Here is a 13,752-nt window from a genome sequence, read left to right as displayed (position 1 = left end):
TAGGTGAAGAAAGGGGTTAATATCTGGTCATTCAAGGAAGGGACTTCAATTGCAGATAGTATCCGCCTTGCCAAGCAGGCGGGATTTGAGGGAATAGAATTGTCCCTAAATGTGACAGGCGAGCTCAGTCTGACAACGACGGATCAGGAAATCCGCAGCATCCGTGAGCAACTGGAGGAGGCTGAACTGGAAATCGCAGGACTGGCAACAGGGCTATATTGGGCTTATCCCATGACTAGCGGTGACTTGTCCATCCGCACCAAAGCAGCAAATGTATGCAAGAAGCAGTTAGAGCTTGCTGCTGCCCTTGGTGTTGATACTATTCTAGTCATCCCTGGTGCGGTAGGCGTGGATTTTATTCTGGGTAGTGAGGTTACCGATTATGAGCATGCTTACGACCGGGCGCTGGAGTCCATCGGACAGCTTGTGCCTTATGCGGAAAGCGCCGGAGTATCCATTGGGATTGAAAATGTGTGGAACAAATTTCTGCTGTCTCCGCTGGAAATGCGCACTTTCATTGATGAACACGCCTCGGAGTATGTTGGTTCCTACTTTGATGTCGGGAATGCGCTGCATAGCGGCTACCCGGAGCAATGGATTCGCATTCTCGGGCACCGGATCAAGAAGGTGCATTTCAAGGATTACCGCCGTCAGGCTGGGGGACTGCATGGCTTCGTAGATCTGCTGGCAGGTGATGTGAACTATCCGGCGGTGATTGAAGCGCTTGAGGCTATTGGTTACAGCAATTATGTTACTGCAGAGATGATACCGCCTTACACCCATCATGCCGAGCAAATTATTTTCAATACCTCCAAAGCGATGGATGCGATACTTGGACGTACCCGGCAATAACCAGTGATACAAATAGAAGGATGATCTAGGAGGCTAATCTTATGTTGAAGGTTGGACTTATTGGCTTTGGCTTTATGGGCAGAATGCATTTCGACAACTATGTCCGTCTTGCAGAGGAAGGTGCGCCGATTCAGCTTGTGGCCATCAGTGATTTATTGATAGAAGAATTGAAAAACAGATCGGCTTCAGGCAATATCGCCACCAGTCAGGTGATATACGATCTGTCGCCTTACCGCCTCTACGAGAATATCTCGGATATGCTGGAGCATGAAGAGCTGGACATTGTGGACATCACCTTGCCTACCTACCTGCATGCGGATTTGGCCTGTACCCTTTTGGAAAAAGGAATACATGTCTTATGCGAAAAGCCTGTCGCCGGGAATTCCGCAGACGGACGGCGGATGGCGGAGACTGCCAAAAGAAGCGGGAACACGCTGATGATTGGCCAATGCCTGCGCTTCTGGCCTGCTTATGAATATTTGAAAGCCTGCGTTGAAGATGAACGGTATGGAGCCGTGACCGGAGGTTATTTCTTCCGCGGCTCCGCAGCACCCAAGGGCTGGTTCCTGGACGGCAGCCTAAGCGGGGGCTGTATTCTGGATATGCATATCCATGATACGGATATGGTTCACTGGCTCTTCGGCAGACCGGACAAGGTCTCGACTCTTGCCCGCAACGTCATTTCCGGAAGTGGCTATGATACAGTCTCCACCCATTATATTTATCCAGATGGCAAAGTCCTGAATGCCCAGGCGGATTGGACACTTGAGGGGGATTATGGATTCTCTATGACCTATCGCGTGAATTTCGAACGTGGTAACCTGGTCTTTGAGAATGGTCAACTAAAGGTTAATCCGAATGCTGCGCCGGGCTTCATCGCTGAACTATCCGGTGATATGGGCTACTATCGGCAGATCAAGTACTTTATTGAAGCCATTCATCAGCAGCAGCCGGTGTCCGTGTGTTTGCCGGAGAGTGCGGTAGGCACACTAGAAATTATTGAAGCAGAGCTTCGTTCCGCTGATGCCGGAGGCATACTCATAGATTTGTAATCGGACTTACCACTGGAGGCTGGCCTCTAGCGCTTGTAGACCGTTGTCTTCGGAAGCTCCGGGAGCAAACCGGATAGCATCCGCGCGTGTACATTTACCTAGCGAACATAAGGCTGCTGTAAGCGCGGGGATCATCTCCGCGCTTAAGCCTGTGTCCGGCTCCCACCACCAGCGCTCAATATTCAGCACCCGGTTCTTCTTATCCATTATCGGCTCAAACCGTGCAATGAAACGGTCCCCGTAGAGCAGCGGCAGCACATAATAGCCGTATTCGCGTTCAGCTACAGGCTTGTATACCTCCCAGCGGTATGTAAACCCGAATAATTGCCGGATCAGCTCCCGGTCCCAGAGCAGGTTGTCGAGGGGAGCGAGTGCGGCGGCAAAATCTGCTCCAGAGCTGTTATCGTCCGCTTCGGATGCAGAGTCTCTAACCAATACCGCTTCCAGCTCTGGAGCATCTGAAGTGCGCATATATAGCGGAAGCTTCAGACCCTCTACTCGCACTTCACGGATGCTATCGTTACGGAGCAGACGTTCTATGGCGGCTGTCCGCTCCTTGCTCTTCAGGCCGGCAATGCCCAGCCAGCCGTCGCCGGATTTGTTCCACTGCAGGCCGATGCTGCCGATCCGCCGCAGCACATACCAGTCGTGATGCTGCTGCTCGGTCACGTTAGGGTCCTCGGAATGCAGCAGCTTATCGGGCAGCAGCTTCGCTGAGAAGTCATAGTAGCGGCGTGTATGTACCCGGTGATGCACGCAGAGCTCACCCCAGAAATACATGCTCTCCATAGCGGCACGCGACAATCTTGCAGGCGCCCAGGCCCAGTCGATTTTGTCTTTGCTCTCCAGATCGAGAGAGGAGAGCGGGCCGCGCGTTGTCAGCTCTTCACGGACATGAGACACCATCCCCATCAATCCCTCATTCTTATGATAGCGCTCAGCCGCCATTGCTCTGCGCCGCTGAAAGTAAGGCCAGTCCTCCGTGCAATAGATGGACATATTCTTGTCCCAGCCGTCGATCAGCAGCCTGTCTTTGTACAGCAGCTCTGCGGTAAGCTCCGGGGTAAAGCCCGGAATCCGCGCCTGAAGCACCAGCTCATGATTATGTCCGGCGATACTGAGCGGATCATACTGGATGCAGCCCACATGACGAACGAAATCATAAATGCTTTCCTTTCCGCCTGGCGCACCGCCTGAGACCAGCCGCTGGTGCTGCAGCAAAAAAAGCCGTGCCTGCCGCTTGCTGAGTGTATACGTAACCAAATGCTTCACCCCGATCCATGTATTGTCTTCCATTATACGGAACAAACGTTCCCTGCACAAGCATGTAAAAGCCCCTGATGAAATTTAATATCATCAGGGGCTGATTTGGTAAGTCTTACGCTTGATTAATTGAAGGCTGCAAAGCCGCTGCCGACAGTTGAACCGGATCAGCCTGCGGAAGCTCCGAACCGCCGCCAGCTCCAGCACCGAGCTGTAGCTGATACATGCGGAAGTACCGTCCGCCGAGTGCCATCAGTTCGTCATGGCTGCCGCGCTCGACAATTTCGCCGTGATGCAGCACCAGAATCTGGTCTGCGCTGCGGATCGTCGACAGACGGTGCGCGATAATGAAGGTGGTGCGGCCTTTCTTGAGCACCTCCAGCGCGTTCTGAATAATACTCTCCGTTTCGGTATCAATATTGGAGGTAGCTTCATCCAGAATCAGAATCGCCGGATCGAAGGACAACGCTCTGGCAAATGATATCAACTGGCGCTGGCCTGCTGACAGCGTGCTGCCTTTCTCGATAACCGGCTCATCAAAACCTTGAGGCAGATGGGACAGCAATTTATCTGCGCCGACCTCACGCAGCGCCCGCTCTACACGTTCACGTGAGATCCGCTCGTCTCCGAGGCTCACATTGGAGGCAATGGTGCCGGTGAAGAGGTAAGGGTCCTGCAGCACAATACCCATATGGCTGCGCAGCCATTGCTTCGGTATTCCTGTAACCTCCTGGCCGTCAATCGTTATGGTGCCGCGCTGCGGATCATAGAAGCGGAACAGAAGATTGATGATCGAGCTTTTACCGGAGCCGGTATGGCCGACGAGGGCGACGGTCTCACCCGGATGCGCCTCGAAGGAGATGTTTTTCAGGACGAAGTCTTTTTTATAGGCAAAAGAGACATCCTTGAACACAACATTCCCTTTGTAACGCGGCATGGTTCCATCTGTCACCGGTTCGCCCGGTTCATCCATCAGCGTAAATACGCGTCCCGCAGAAACCATGGAGCTGTCGAGGTTCGCAAGCTGGTTGACCATCCCGGTGATCGGCTGGAACATCCGTCCCAGCACATCGACGAAGGCATACAGCACACCGAGTGACACGAAGGTTGAGCCGTCCAGACTGCCAAAGCCGAAGTACCACAGCACGAGCACAAAGGAGAGGCTGCGCAGCGCATTTACCAGATTGTGCGAGGTGAAGGCGTTCAGGTTCAGCATTTTATTCTGATACTTCAAGTAATCGTCGTTAAGCTTCTCGAATTCCTCCGTACTCTGCTTCTGGCGGCGGAAAATGCGGATGATGGACATCCCTTGAATGGATTCATTGATGATGGCATTGATCTCACTAAGCCGCGAGCGGATGATCGTATTGTATTTGGTGGCGATTTTACGGTACAGCACGATCCAGAGCACAACAATCGGTATGATGAACAAGCTGACCAGACCCAGCCGGACATCCAGCAGGAACAAGGCGACGTACACCCCGATAATATTGATAATCCCCGTACTGAAGTTGGATAATACGGCGATGAACAGGTCCTTGACCGCTTCGGTATCATTCGTAACCCGTGAAACCACCTTGCCCGCAGGCAGATTATCGAAAAAGTAGACCGGCAGCCGCTGGATATGCGCATACACATCTGTCCGCAGCTTGCGGATTACCTGATTGGCCGAGGATTGCAGCCAGTAGGTTTTACCGAATTCGGCAAAGATAGAGATGACAAGGAACAGTCCATACAAGCCCACAAGCTCATAAATTCCCGGCAGCTCTGGTTTGTAAAAGGAAAATAGATCATTTGCTGACAGCTTCACAGCGGGGTAGACGGCTTCTTGGTCTCCTCGCTGGATATGCAGCGCTCCGTCACGGTAGGTCCGCTTGCCTTCGGGCTGCGCTACCGGCTCATTGATGAAATAGAAGCTTTTACCCGCCTGCAGCAGGCGAATCTCCTGGCCTTTGGCCTCATCCGGCGCAAAGCGGTCACCGCGTTTGTAAAAGGTATTGTTATATTCAGCCGCATCCTCGGATGAGGAAGTCTGAAAGTATGGCTTCTCGATAGCCAGCATATGATTGTCGATCATGCTCTTGGCGATAAATGGCCCTGCGAGCTCGGCCGCGACTCCAATGCTAAGCAGCAAAAGGGCTGCAATGAACGTTTTTTTGGCAGTTAAAGCATACTGCAGCAGGCGTTTGCCTGTACTCTGTGTCACAGTGACACCTCCTAAAGGGTATTCCGAATGTTAATTCTAGGGAGCATGGTGCAGCTAAGCTGCTGATTAATCATTAGTCAGGTTATTCTCCACCTGCTGGCGGTCGAACTGCTCACGGTACCAGCCGTTCATCTCCAGCAGCTCCTGATGGGTGCCGCGTTCAGTGATACGCCCATTGTCCAGCACGACGATCAGATCGGCATGCTCGATGGCGGAAAGACGGTGTGTGGAGATTAATGTGGTTTTGCCTGCGCGTTCCTCACGGATATTCTCAATAATTTTGGCTTCGGTCCGGGCATCCACGGCGGACAGCGCATCATCCAGAATCAGAATATCGGGATTAGCTATAAAGGCTCTGGAGATGGATACACGCTGCTTCTGGCCTCCGGAGAGGGAGACGCCGCGCTCACCGACCAGTGTGTCCAGACCGTCGGACAAGGTGCCAAGATCATTCTGGAACGCAGCAGCCGTAATGGCCTCCATGATCTTCTCGTCACTGGCTTGGAAGTGGCCAAACTGGATATTCTCGCGCACGGATTTGGAGAACAGGATCTGCTCCTGAGGCACATAGCCCATCCAGCTGTGAAGCTGGTCGAGCGCGATTTGTTCAATCGCCACATCAGAGATCAGAATATCGCCTTTACCGGTTGGATATTCATGCAGCAGCTGCTTCAGCAGTGTTGATTTACCGCTGCCGGTACGGCCGACCACACCCAGCGTCTGCCCCTGGGACAATTTGAAGCTGACACCGCTCAGGTTATCAATCGTCGAGGTCGGATACCGGAAGGTAACGTCCTTCAGCTCAATGCTGGCCGGATAGGTTACCGGAGTCGGATGAGGAACATCCTCCACATCGGGCTTGGAATTCAGCGTTTCGTCAATACGCTCCAGAGAAGCGCCGCCGCGCTGCATGATGTTGATTAGCTCGCCGATGGCGAACATCGGCCAGACAATCATCCCGAGATACATATTGAAGGAGACCAGGTCCCCCAGTGTAATCTGGTTGCGGAATACAAGATAGATACCGTAGGTGAGCGCGATAATGTAGCTTAGCCCTACGCAGAACCGGATTGTTGGCTCGAAGAAGGAATCGACCTTGGCAACAGCCATATTTTTGCGGTATACGTCATCAGTAATGTCCGCAAACCGTTTCTCGTCATGCCGTTCCTGCACATAGGCGCGGATGACGCGGATGCCGGACACTGATTCCAGCACCTGGTCGTTCATATCCCCGAAGGCGTCCTGTGCCAGACTGTACCGGTCATGAATTGCTTTACCGTAGAAAATCATCGCGATAGCGATCAGCGGCAGCGGCAATACGGCGGCAAGCGTCAGCTTCCAGCTGACCAGAAAGCCCATAGCCATCAGCACTACCGTGAGATAAAAGGTTGAATCCGTAAGTGTGAGCATCCCGAAGCCTACGGTTGCCGAGACGGCCCGGATGTCATTGGTGGCCCGGGCCATCAGGTCGCCGGTACGGTTGCGCTCGAAGAACGAAGGCGTCATCGTCATGAGACGGCTCATGAAGCGGGAACGAAGGAGACGTTCCACGAGGTTAGAGCCTCCGAACAGCTTGTGCATCCATATGTAAGTGACCCAATAGATGATCAGCAGCATGAAAACAATCATGCCGATGTACATAAACAGTGAAGATGTGGTTATTGAACCGTTGACGATGTCATCAATGGCATTGCCAAGCAGGCGGGGAGGCAGCAGCTCAAGCACACCTGCAGCGATTAGCAGAATTAGGCCAATCGCATAACGCTTTTTTTCGCGGCGGAAAAACCAGCCGAGATTGCGAAGAACGGAGAACAAGGGGAATCCCTTCCTTTCATGTTGTAATGGTTGTCGGCTTCTTACAGAGAATTACTGACTTGCCTCATCAATGTTAGTGGGAAGTTCTGGGCGGCAAACAAAAAGGCATACCATCCGATAACGGACGATATGCCTGTAATTTACAGCAGCTATCATGTCAACGGTGCTAACTGCAGCACAGTGACATGGAAGAGACTTGCACGATCTGATATCAAGCGGTACGCGTAACACGCATGATTCTCAGGAGGGTTCCACTACTAGGGCTGCTTCGGTATTCAGTTGTGATTTCTTGCCGACAATAGTTAGGAAATACATAGGTACAATTTTAAACACCGAGCTCACCCCTTTCATTAATTTTGGTAATAACTTGAAACGCTTCGTTATGTGTTTGAGTTTATCACCCGGCTTCAAGAATTGTCAAATGTAATTTTGAATAACCTGCAAATAAGTTGTATGATATATTATGTATTTGCAATTTAAAATATCATCAAATGTTCACCAGGATCATGAAAAAACGGGAGGTGCTTAGAAAAATGAATATGCTGATTAGCCCGGATGCCGCCGCCTGGTTCAAGCGGGAGCTTAGTTTGCAGCAAGGGGATTATATTCGCTTATTTCCCCGTTACAGCTCGGGCGGAGGACTGCATCCCGGTTTTTCGCTGGGAATCGCAACCGAGCCGCCGGGCCGTCCTGCTGTGCAGGCTGAGCAGGGGGGCATTGTTTTTTATATGGAAGAGCAGGATTTATGGTATATGGAAGGGTACAGCCTGTCCATTGTGTATTCCGAAGATGAGGATGATATCGAATATACGTATGAACCACAGCCGGTAACCGGCGGTGTGAAGGAGTGATCCAGCCGCCAGGCGGATCAGCACATATTTAGCACAAAAGCCCTCGCCATTAGGCAGGGCTTTTTATGTTGGCTAGCTGAAGCAGGACCATGTATGATGAAGCATTAGTGCGAGCTGCGGAAGGTTTCTTCCTCCATAGCAAATTCAAAATCGTCAATATCATACACCTGAACAGGCACACCGCCTTCGATGATACGCTGGATCAGCTCGAACTGGTCGGTTAGAATCGGCACCTTCTCCCGCTGTGAAGCGAGCAGCAGCTCTGTCTCAATCGGGTCGAAGGTTTCTCCATATGTGGCATTATCAACGCTGTTGATAATCGTGACCTGTGCCTGGCTGCCGAGCAGAATCCCGGAGCTTTTGGCCCAAGGGACGTTCAGGCAGCGGTTGATCTTCTTGGAATTCAGCGGTTCCTCGAAATAGGCAATCAATTCGCGGATTTTGAGCTTCACATGCTGGTCATCCTCTGCATGGCTCATCAGAGGCTCGTCGCTGTCCCGCAGTTCGTATAATTCCATCACGGTGGTATAAGGCACAATATATTCTACAGGGCTTCTCGGAACAAGAAGCTGGCCGTAAATCGCCATCATGACGGCTTCTGTCACAAATTGTCTGGACATCATTATCCTCCTGAAGTTCGGGTACTGCTATCGTACTTATGGGTTTAAAAATATAAAAACACTGTGGAGCGTAAATGTCAACTGTACCCAGTCAAAGCGGAAATATTGATTTATATTTATGGTTACACTATACTGTAACTATAACACTTAACTGTAACTTAACTGCGATGGAATTTAGTAATCATAACAGGAGGTGAACCGGATGAACATCTATACCGGCAAACAACTGGCTGAACTTCTCCAGCAGGAGGATGCGGACATGAATTTGAGGACTATACGGTATTATACGCAAATTGGACTGCTGCCGCCGCTGGAGCTGGCGGGTAACAAGCGTGTGTACACAGATCGGCATCTGGAGCATTTGCGGGCTATTCAGACCTTGTCCAGAAGCGGGGAGAGCCTGGCGAATATTCAGACCAAGCTGTCGGGGTTATCCGACGAAGAAGTCGCTAACATTGGCGGACGCCTGCGGTTCTCTCAGCCAGAGCATATTCTGCAGAATGAGACGCTGGTGGTGAGCGAAGACATCATGCTGACGGTGAGTCCTCGAATCTCGGCTGAGCTGAGATCAGAGATGATTGAGACCATAGGCCGGCTGCTGAGAGGAGAGAACAAGCTATGAGCGGTATTGGATTCGTGACTGAAGCGCGCTTCGCCAAATCCTTCTTGGAGAACGAAGAAGGGATCAATCATTTGTGGATAAGAATCGGGCCGATCAACGATGTGGAACATGCTTCCGTCCGGCTGCAGCTTCCACAAGGTGTCTACTGGGACGGAAATGCCGGTAATTGCTTCACCGATGCCGAAGGCCAGATCGTACTCGACCAGCCACAGTATTCGAATGAGCTGCTGCTGGAAATCTATACGGTTCAGCCGATAGGCTGCGGTGAGACGGAGCTTGACATTATCGTGTCCTGTAGGATGAAGAGCGGAGAGGATCGGGAGAGTGTGCGGATTGTTCCTTTGAGAATTGTGGACGCAGATTCGGCGGAAGCGGAGCAGGCAATTATTGATGAGGAAGTCGTCAGCAAAGTGAAAGAACAGCGGCACAGATTCAAGGCGCAGCATCCTGCGGATCACGGAGACAGTGGAATGCTCGACTGTACGCCGGGCAAGCTGATACGTTATGATCCCTGCTACCGTTCGGAGCTAGAGAAGCAGTATAGGGTTGAGGGGACGGGAAACTAGATTCCTGAGTTATATGCTGCAAAAAAGGCTGCCTGAACACTCGAATCCACCGTTCAGGCAGCCATTATTTAAAATATAAGCCGTACCTTATCCTCTTCCGATCAGCAGCGACAGGATGCCGGCTGCGATGAGCGGCCCCACCGGAACTCCCTTAAAGAAAGCTACGCCCAGCACAGTGCCGATTAAGAGGCCGGCGACGATGGTTGGATTGCCGCCGATCAATGCCGCTCCCCGTCCGCCAAGGTAAGCGACAAGCATGCCGATGCCGATAGCGGTCAGCGACTTCCAGTGCAGGAAGGACTGCCAGATGATTGGCAGTGATATTTTGCCGCTGGCCAGAGGTGACATTACCCCGATGGTCAGGATGATAATGCCGACCGTCAGCCCGTACTTTTCCAGCCAGGGAAAAGCCTGCTGCACCCCAAGCACCCGCAGCAGCAGCAGAACAATGACGGCAATCGTTACCGGTGAATTTTTGCTGATAATCCCCAGAGCGGCAAAACCAAGCAGCAGCAAAGAGGTAACATCCATGATGGCGACACACTCCTTTTTTCTCTATACTCTTGTATTCTAGGACAGACGTTTGGCAGTGATATGGTCGGCAATCAGCTTGCCGTGTCCCCGGCCGGTTTCGATGAATACCTCATTGGCATTGCGTCCAGAGGCGATAACGCCGGCTACATAAAGCCCGGGAACATTGCTCTCCATCGTCGCCGGGTTGAAGGATGGTTTATCCAGATCATCGTTCATCTGCACTCCGGCTGAGGAGAGCAGGGTTCTGCTTGGACGGAAGCCGGTCAACGCCAGCACAAAATCATTATCAAGCTCAGAGACCTCGCCGCTTTGGTTAGTGACAATTACGGACCCCAGTGTGATTTCCGTTACCCGCGATTCTACGTGCAGTGTAATTTTTTCCTTCTGGACCATGCTCTCAAAGATCGGACGGACCCAGGGCTTGATGTTCTCCGAGATGCTGGCCCCCCGGTATACCATATCCACTTTGGCACCGACCCGAATCAGCTCAAGCGCGGCATCCACAGCGGAATTGCTCCCGCCGATTACAGTAACCTTCATACCGGTGTAGGGATGGGCTTCCCCGAAGTAATGTGTTACCTTTGGCAGCTCCTCCCCGGGAATCCCAATCAGATTGGGCTGATCAAAGTAGCCTGTAGAGATGATCACGTTGGCGGCTGTGCGGATCTGGGCTTCGCCGCGTTTGTTGCGGGTATGTACGGCAAAGCTTCCATCCTCCTGAGGCTGAACAGACAAGGCTTCCTCGTATGCCGCGATCTCAAGGTTATGCTGCTCGGCGGCGCGGCGGTAATAGACAAGCGCTTCATGGCGGTACGGTTTGTCATTGGGTGAAGTAAAGGGGACATTCCCGATTTCTAGCAGCGCGGTTGTACTGAAAAACTGCATATTGTTCGGATACAAATAGATCGAGTGGACAATGAAATTTTTCTCGATGATTAGACTGGATAACCCATGGCGCTGGCATTCTATGGCTGCCGATAGTCCGCAGGGACCCGCCCCGATGATGATGACGTCTTTCATACAGCTTGCAACCTCCTGAAATAATCTGCATTCTCTCTAAAGCGTACCCTAAATTTTAAATTTGCGCCATTCATCCGGGGAATCTGGGCCAATCCTATTGCTCGTATTCATTGGATGGTATATAATTAGATATATATCTAAACATATTGTGAAACCTTAAATTCCGTTTGATCATGTATAGGAGAGTGACCCCGGTGCAGCTTGAGAAAATTGTCAATTACCATAAAGCTTTGTCCGATCCGACGCGCATGCGTATTCTACTGCTGTTATCCAAAGGAGAGATGCACGGACAGGCCTTGGCCGAGAAACTGAATCTGTCGCAGCCCACTGTAACGCATCATGCCGCCAAATTGCGCGAAGCCGCGCTGATCAAAGAGCGGAGAGACAAGAATACGGTCTATTTCACGCTTAATCCAGAGTTTATCGAGGCCTCTTCGGAGGCATCGCTGAAATTTATTTTTGCCAAGGGGGCAGAGAATATGGAACAAGAATCGCCTGAACATAGTCTGAAGGAGTCGGTGCTGCGGAACTTTTTTTCTAAAGACGGCCGGCTGCGGCAAATCCCCGCACAATACAAGAAGAAGTTGATTGCGCTGCAATATATGGTGGAGAAGCTCGAACCGGGTGTCGTGTACACGGAAAAAGAGATCAACGATTTTATTAAGCAGTTTCATGAAGACTTTGCCACCATCCGCCGCGAATTCATTATGCACCAATTCATGTACCGGCAGAATGATAAATATGAGCTGAATCCACCGGAGATATGGACGCACTGGGAAAATGTCAAATAATAGTCTTAAAAATGGGAATTTTCTGTGACGAATGGAAGGCAAGCTGATTAAATGTCTGAATAACGAATAAAATGGAATTGTAAGCGTTATCTGACATATACTTCGAAAGGAGACTTTCAGTATGATATTCAAGCGCGCCAAAAAAAATACGTCGTCAACTACTCCCACCGTTACCTTGCCGCAGATCAAGCAGGCTGTAAGGCAATTTGAAGAAGATATGCCCGCACCCATCAACCGCACGGCTCTGATCCTGGAGGATAAAAGCATAGATCTGAGCCGGCTGAAACGTTATTTAGGCGGTGTACCGAAGCAGAAGTTCTACATGTCCCGTGAAACGTTTGAAATATTCGAGGAAGCTGACAAGCTGGTCCCTTATTATCTGGATATCGTTCAATCGGCTGTAGACAATTACATCCAAGATACGGGCAAGCTCCCTCTGGTTGAGGATGCCTGGCTGCCGGAGGTGCATTACCGTCTGCTGGCCAGCGAGCGGTATCTGAAGGAAACACCGCCTTTTCCCCTGTATATCACTGAGGAGGAAATGATGCTGACACATCGGGCGGATCATTTTGAGTAAGAAAGTATATGTTACACACTAGACGTTATTCTTATATTTCCCACTGAAACGGGTACCGTCCTTTTAAGGACAGTGTAGCCGTTTCTACTTGTTGTCCGGCTGGCCCTTTTCTTTATGCAACCCCTCATAGTACAATGAATTTCTGATGAATTACGGAACGAAAACCAGTGTATGAGGGGAACTTGGAATGAGAAACGTACAAGCTTTGCTGTTTGATCTGGACAACACACTTATGGACCGCGACCATACCTTCCGCAGCTTCTGCATGAAATTTGCAGCGGATTTCTTCGGGCATTTGGGGCCGGCTGAGACTCAGCATCTGGTCGAGGATATCATTGTCAGGGATGCGGACGGATACCGCGACAAGGATGGTTTTTTTGCTGAGCTGAGTGAGGTACTGCCTTGGAAGACAGCGGTCTCTCCGGCGGATATCCGGGCGTATTATGACGAAACCTACAACGGGCACGGAGCGCTCATGAAGCATGCCGAGGATATACTGTGCTATTGCCGGGAACGCGGCTACCTGCTCGGGCTTGTGACCAACGGCAAGACGGAGATTCAATATGGAAAAATCGACCTGCTGAAGCTGCGCGGCTACTTCAACACTATTGTTATTTCCGGGGAAGTGGGCATCAGCAAGCCTGATCCGGAGATCTACCGCCTTGCGCTTGAGCGCCTCGGTACAACCGCGGATGAGACGCTGTTTATCGGCGATCATCCGGTGAACGATATTTGGGGAGCGGCCAAAGCAGGAATGGAAACCATCTGGCTGGAACGCAAGCACTCATGGGATGACAGTCTGGACGCACACCCGTGGAAAACGATCCATGAGCTGGACGAGCTGAAGGGTATTTTATAACCGGTTTCTAATTTCTGGTTGACATTCTGCTGCAGCTCCGTTTATCATTACAGCATATTAGTTCGGAAGGAGACGATGTTAATGGCAGTTTATACGGTTATTTCGTTATCTGTAATTACTGATC

The 13,752-nt window shown here is 51.1% G+C and carries 14 protein-coding genes; 8 read left to right on the top strand and 6 right to left on the bottom strand.

Features of this window, described 5'->3' with window-relative positions:
* The first annotated feature begins 3 nt into the window (after positions 1-3).
* Both ACX1DY_RS01785 and ACX1DY_RS01780 read left to right on the top strand, forming a co-directional pair.
* Positions 4-852 (top strand): sugar phosphate isomerase/epimerase family protein, encoded by an 849-nt coding sequence (locus tag ACX1DY_RS01785; protein WP_458962480.1) that lies wholly within the window; start codon positions 4-6, stop codon positions 850-852.
* Between the two features lie 41 nt (positions 853-893).
* Positions 894-1,904, top strand: coding sequence for a Gfo/Idh/MocA family protein (locus ACX1DY_RS01780; RefSeq protein ID WP_458962479.1), 1,011 nt, complete (start codon positions 894-896; stop codon positions 1,902-1,904).
* Positions 1,905-1,910: 6 nt separating this feature from the next.
* Here the strand turns inward: ACX1DY_RS01780 and ACX1DY_RS01775 are convergent, their stop codons facing one another.
* From ACX1DY_RS01775 to ACX1DY_RS01765, 3 genes are all read right to left on the bottom strand, one after another.
* Positions 1,911-3,212 (bottom strand): winged helix-turn-helix domain-containing protein, encoded by a 1,302-nt coding sequence (locus ACX1DY_RS01775; RefSeq protein WP_458962478.1) that lies wholly within the window; start codon positions 3,210-3,212, stop codon positions 1,911-1,913.
* Between the two features lie 70 nt (positions 3,213-3,282).
* A complete protein-coding gene (locus tag ACX1DY_RS01770) occupies positions 3,283-5,373 on the bottom strand; it encodes an ABC transporter ATP-binding protein (RefSeq protein ID WP_458962477.1) in 2,091 nt (696 codons plus the stop codon).
* 66 nt (positions 5,374-5,439) lie between these two features.
* Positions 5,440-7,188: an ABC transporter ATP-binding protein gene (locus tag ACX1DY_RS01765; protein ID WP_458962476.1), complete on the bottom strand. Its 1,749-nt coding sequence runs from the start codon at positions 7,186-7,188 to the stop codon at positions 5,440-5,442.
* Positions 7,189-7,721: 533 nt separating this feature from the next.
* On the opposite strand from ACX1DY_RS01765, the gene ACX1DY_RS01760 reads away from it, so the two are divergent.
* Positions 7,722-8,039 carry a HesB/YadR/YfhF family protein gene (locus ACX1DY_RS01760; RefSeq protein ID WP_458962475.1) on the top strand — a complete coding sequence of 106 codons (318 nt, stop codon included), beginning with the start codon at positions 7,722-7,724 and terminating at the stop codon, positions 8,037-8,039.
* 104 nt (positions 8,040-8,143) lie between these two features.
* Here the strand turns inward: ACX1DY_RS01760 and ACX1DY_RS01755 are convergent, their stop codons facing one another.
* On the bottom strand, positions 8,144-8,659 hold the full coding sequence (locus ACX1DY_RS01755; protein ID WP_019910642.1) for a hypothetical protein: 516 nt from the start codon (positions 8,657-8,659) through the stop codon (positions 8,144-8,146).
* 202 nt (positions 8,660-8,861) lie between these two features.
* Between ACX1DY_RS01755 and ACX1DY_RS01750 the strand changes: the two genes are divergently transcribed.
* Both ACX1DY_RS01750 and ACX1DY_RS01745 read left to right on the top strand, forming a co-directional pair.
* Positions 8,862-9,281, top strand: a complete 420-nt coding sequence (locus ACX1DY_RS01750; RefSeq protein WP_458962474.1) for a MerR family transcriptional regulator — start codon at positions 8,862-8,864, stop codon at positions 9,279-9,281.
* Positions 9,278-9,847 (top strand): hypothetical protein, encoded by a 570-nt coding sequence (locus tag ACX1DY_RS01745; RefSeq protein ID WP_458962473.1) that lies wholly within the window; start codon positions 9,278-9,280, stop codon positions 9,845-9,847. The genes ACX1DY_RS01750 and ACX1DY_RS01745 overlap by 4 nt, the downstream gene beginning before the upstream one ends.
* Positions 9,848-9,934: 87 nt before the next feature.
* Here ACX1DY_RS01745 and ACX1DY_RS01740 read toward each other — a convergent pair whose 3' ends face one another.
* The gene (locus tag ACX1DY_RS01740) at positions 9,935-10,378 is read right to left on the bottom strand and encodes a DUF441 domain-containing protein (RefSeq protein WP_458962472.1); all 444 of its coding nucleotides are present in this window, start codon (positions 10,376-10,378) and stop codon (positions 9,935-9,937) included.
* Positions 10,379-10,417: 39 nt separating this feature from the next.
* Positions 10,418-11,401 (bottom strand): YpdA family putative bacillithiol disulfide reductase, encoded by a 984-nt coding sequence (locus ACX1DY_RS01735; protein WP_458962471.1) that lies wholly within the window; start codon positions 11,399-11,401, stop codon positions 10,418-10,420.
* 194 nt (positions 11,402-11,595) lie between these two features.
* Here ACX1DY_RS01735 and ACX1DY_RS01730 point away from each other — a divergent pair, with 194 nt between their 5' ends.
* The 3 genes from ACX1DY_RS01730 to ACX1DY_RS01720 all read left to right on the top strand — a co-directional run bounded on the left by ACX1DY_RS01730 (position 11,596) and on the right by ACX1DY_RS01720 (position 13,628).
* Positions 11,596-12,192, top strand: coding sequence for a DUF2087 domain-containing protein (locus ACX1DY_RS01730; RefSeq protein WP_458962470.1), 597 nt, complete (start codon positions 11,596-11,598; stop codon positions 12,190-12,192).
* A gap of 121 nt (positions 12,193-12,313) precedes the next feature.
* Positions 12,314-12,769, top strand: coding sequence for a DUF3939 domain-containing protein (locus ACX1DY_RS01725; protein ID WP_458962469.1), 456 nt, complete (start codon positions 12,314-12,316; stop codon positions 12,767-12,769).
* A gap of 187 nt (positions 12,770-12,956) precedes the next feature.
* Positions 12,957-13,628 (top strand): HAD family hydrolase, encoded by a 672-nt coding sequence (locus ACX1DY_RS01720; protein ID WP_458962468.1) that lies wholly within the window; start codon positions 12,957-12,959, stop codon positions 13,626-13,628.
* Positions 13,629-13,752 lie beyond the last annotated feature (124 nt).

Source organism: Paenibacillus sp. BAC0078 (assembly GCF_054483875.1).
This window is presented reverse-complemented; position numbering and strand designations above follow the sequence as displayed.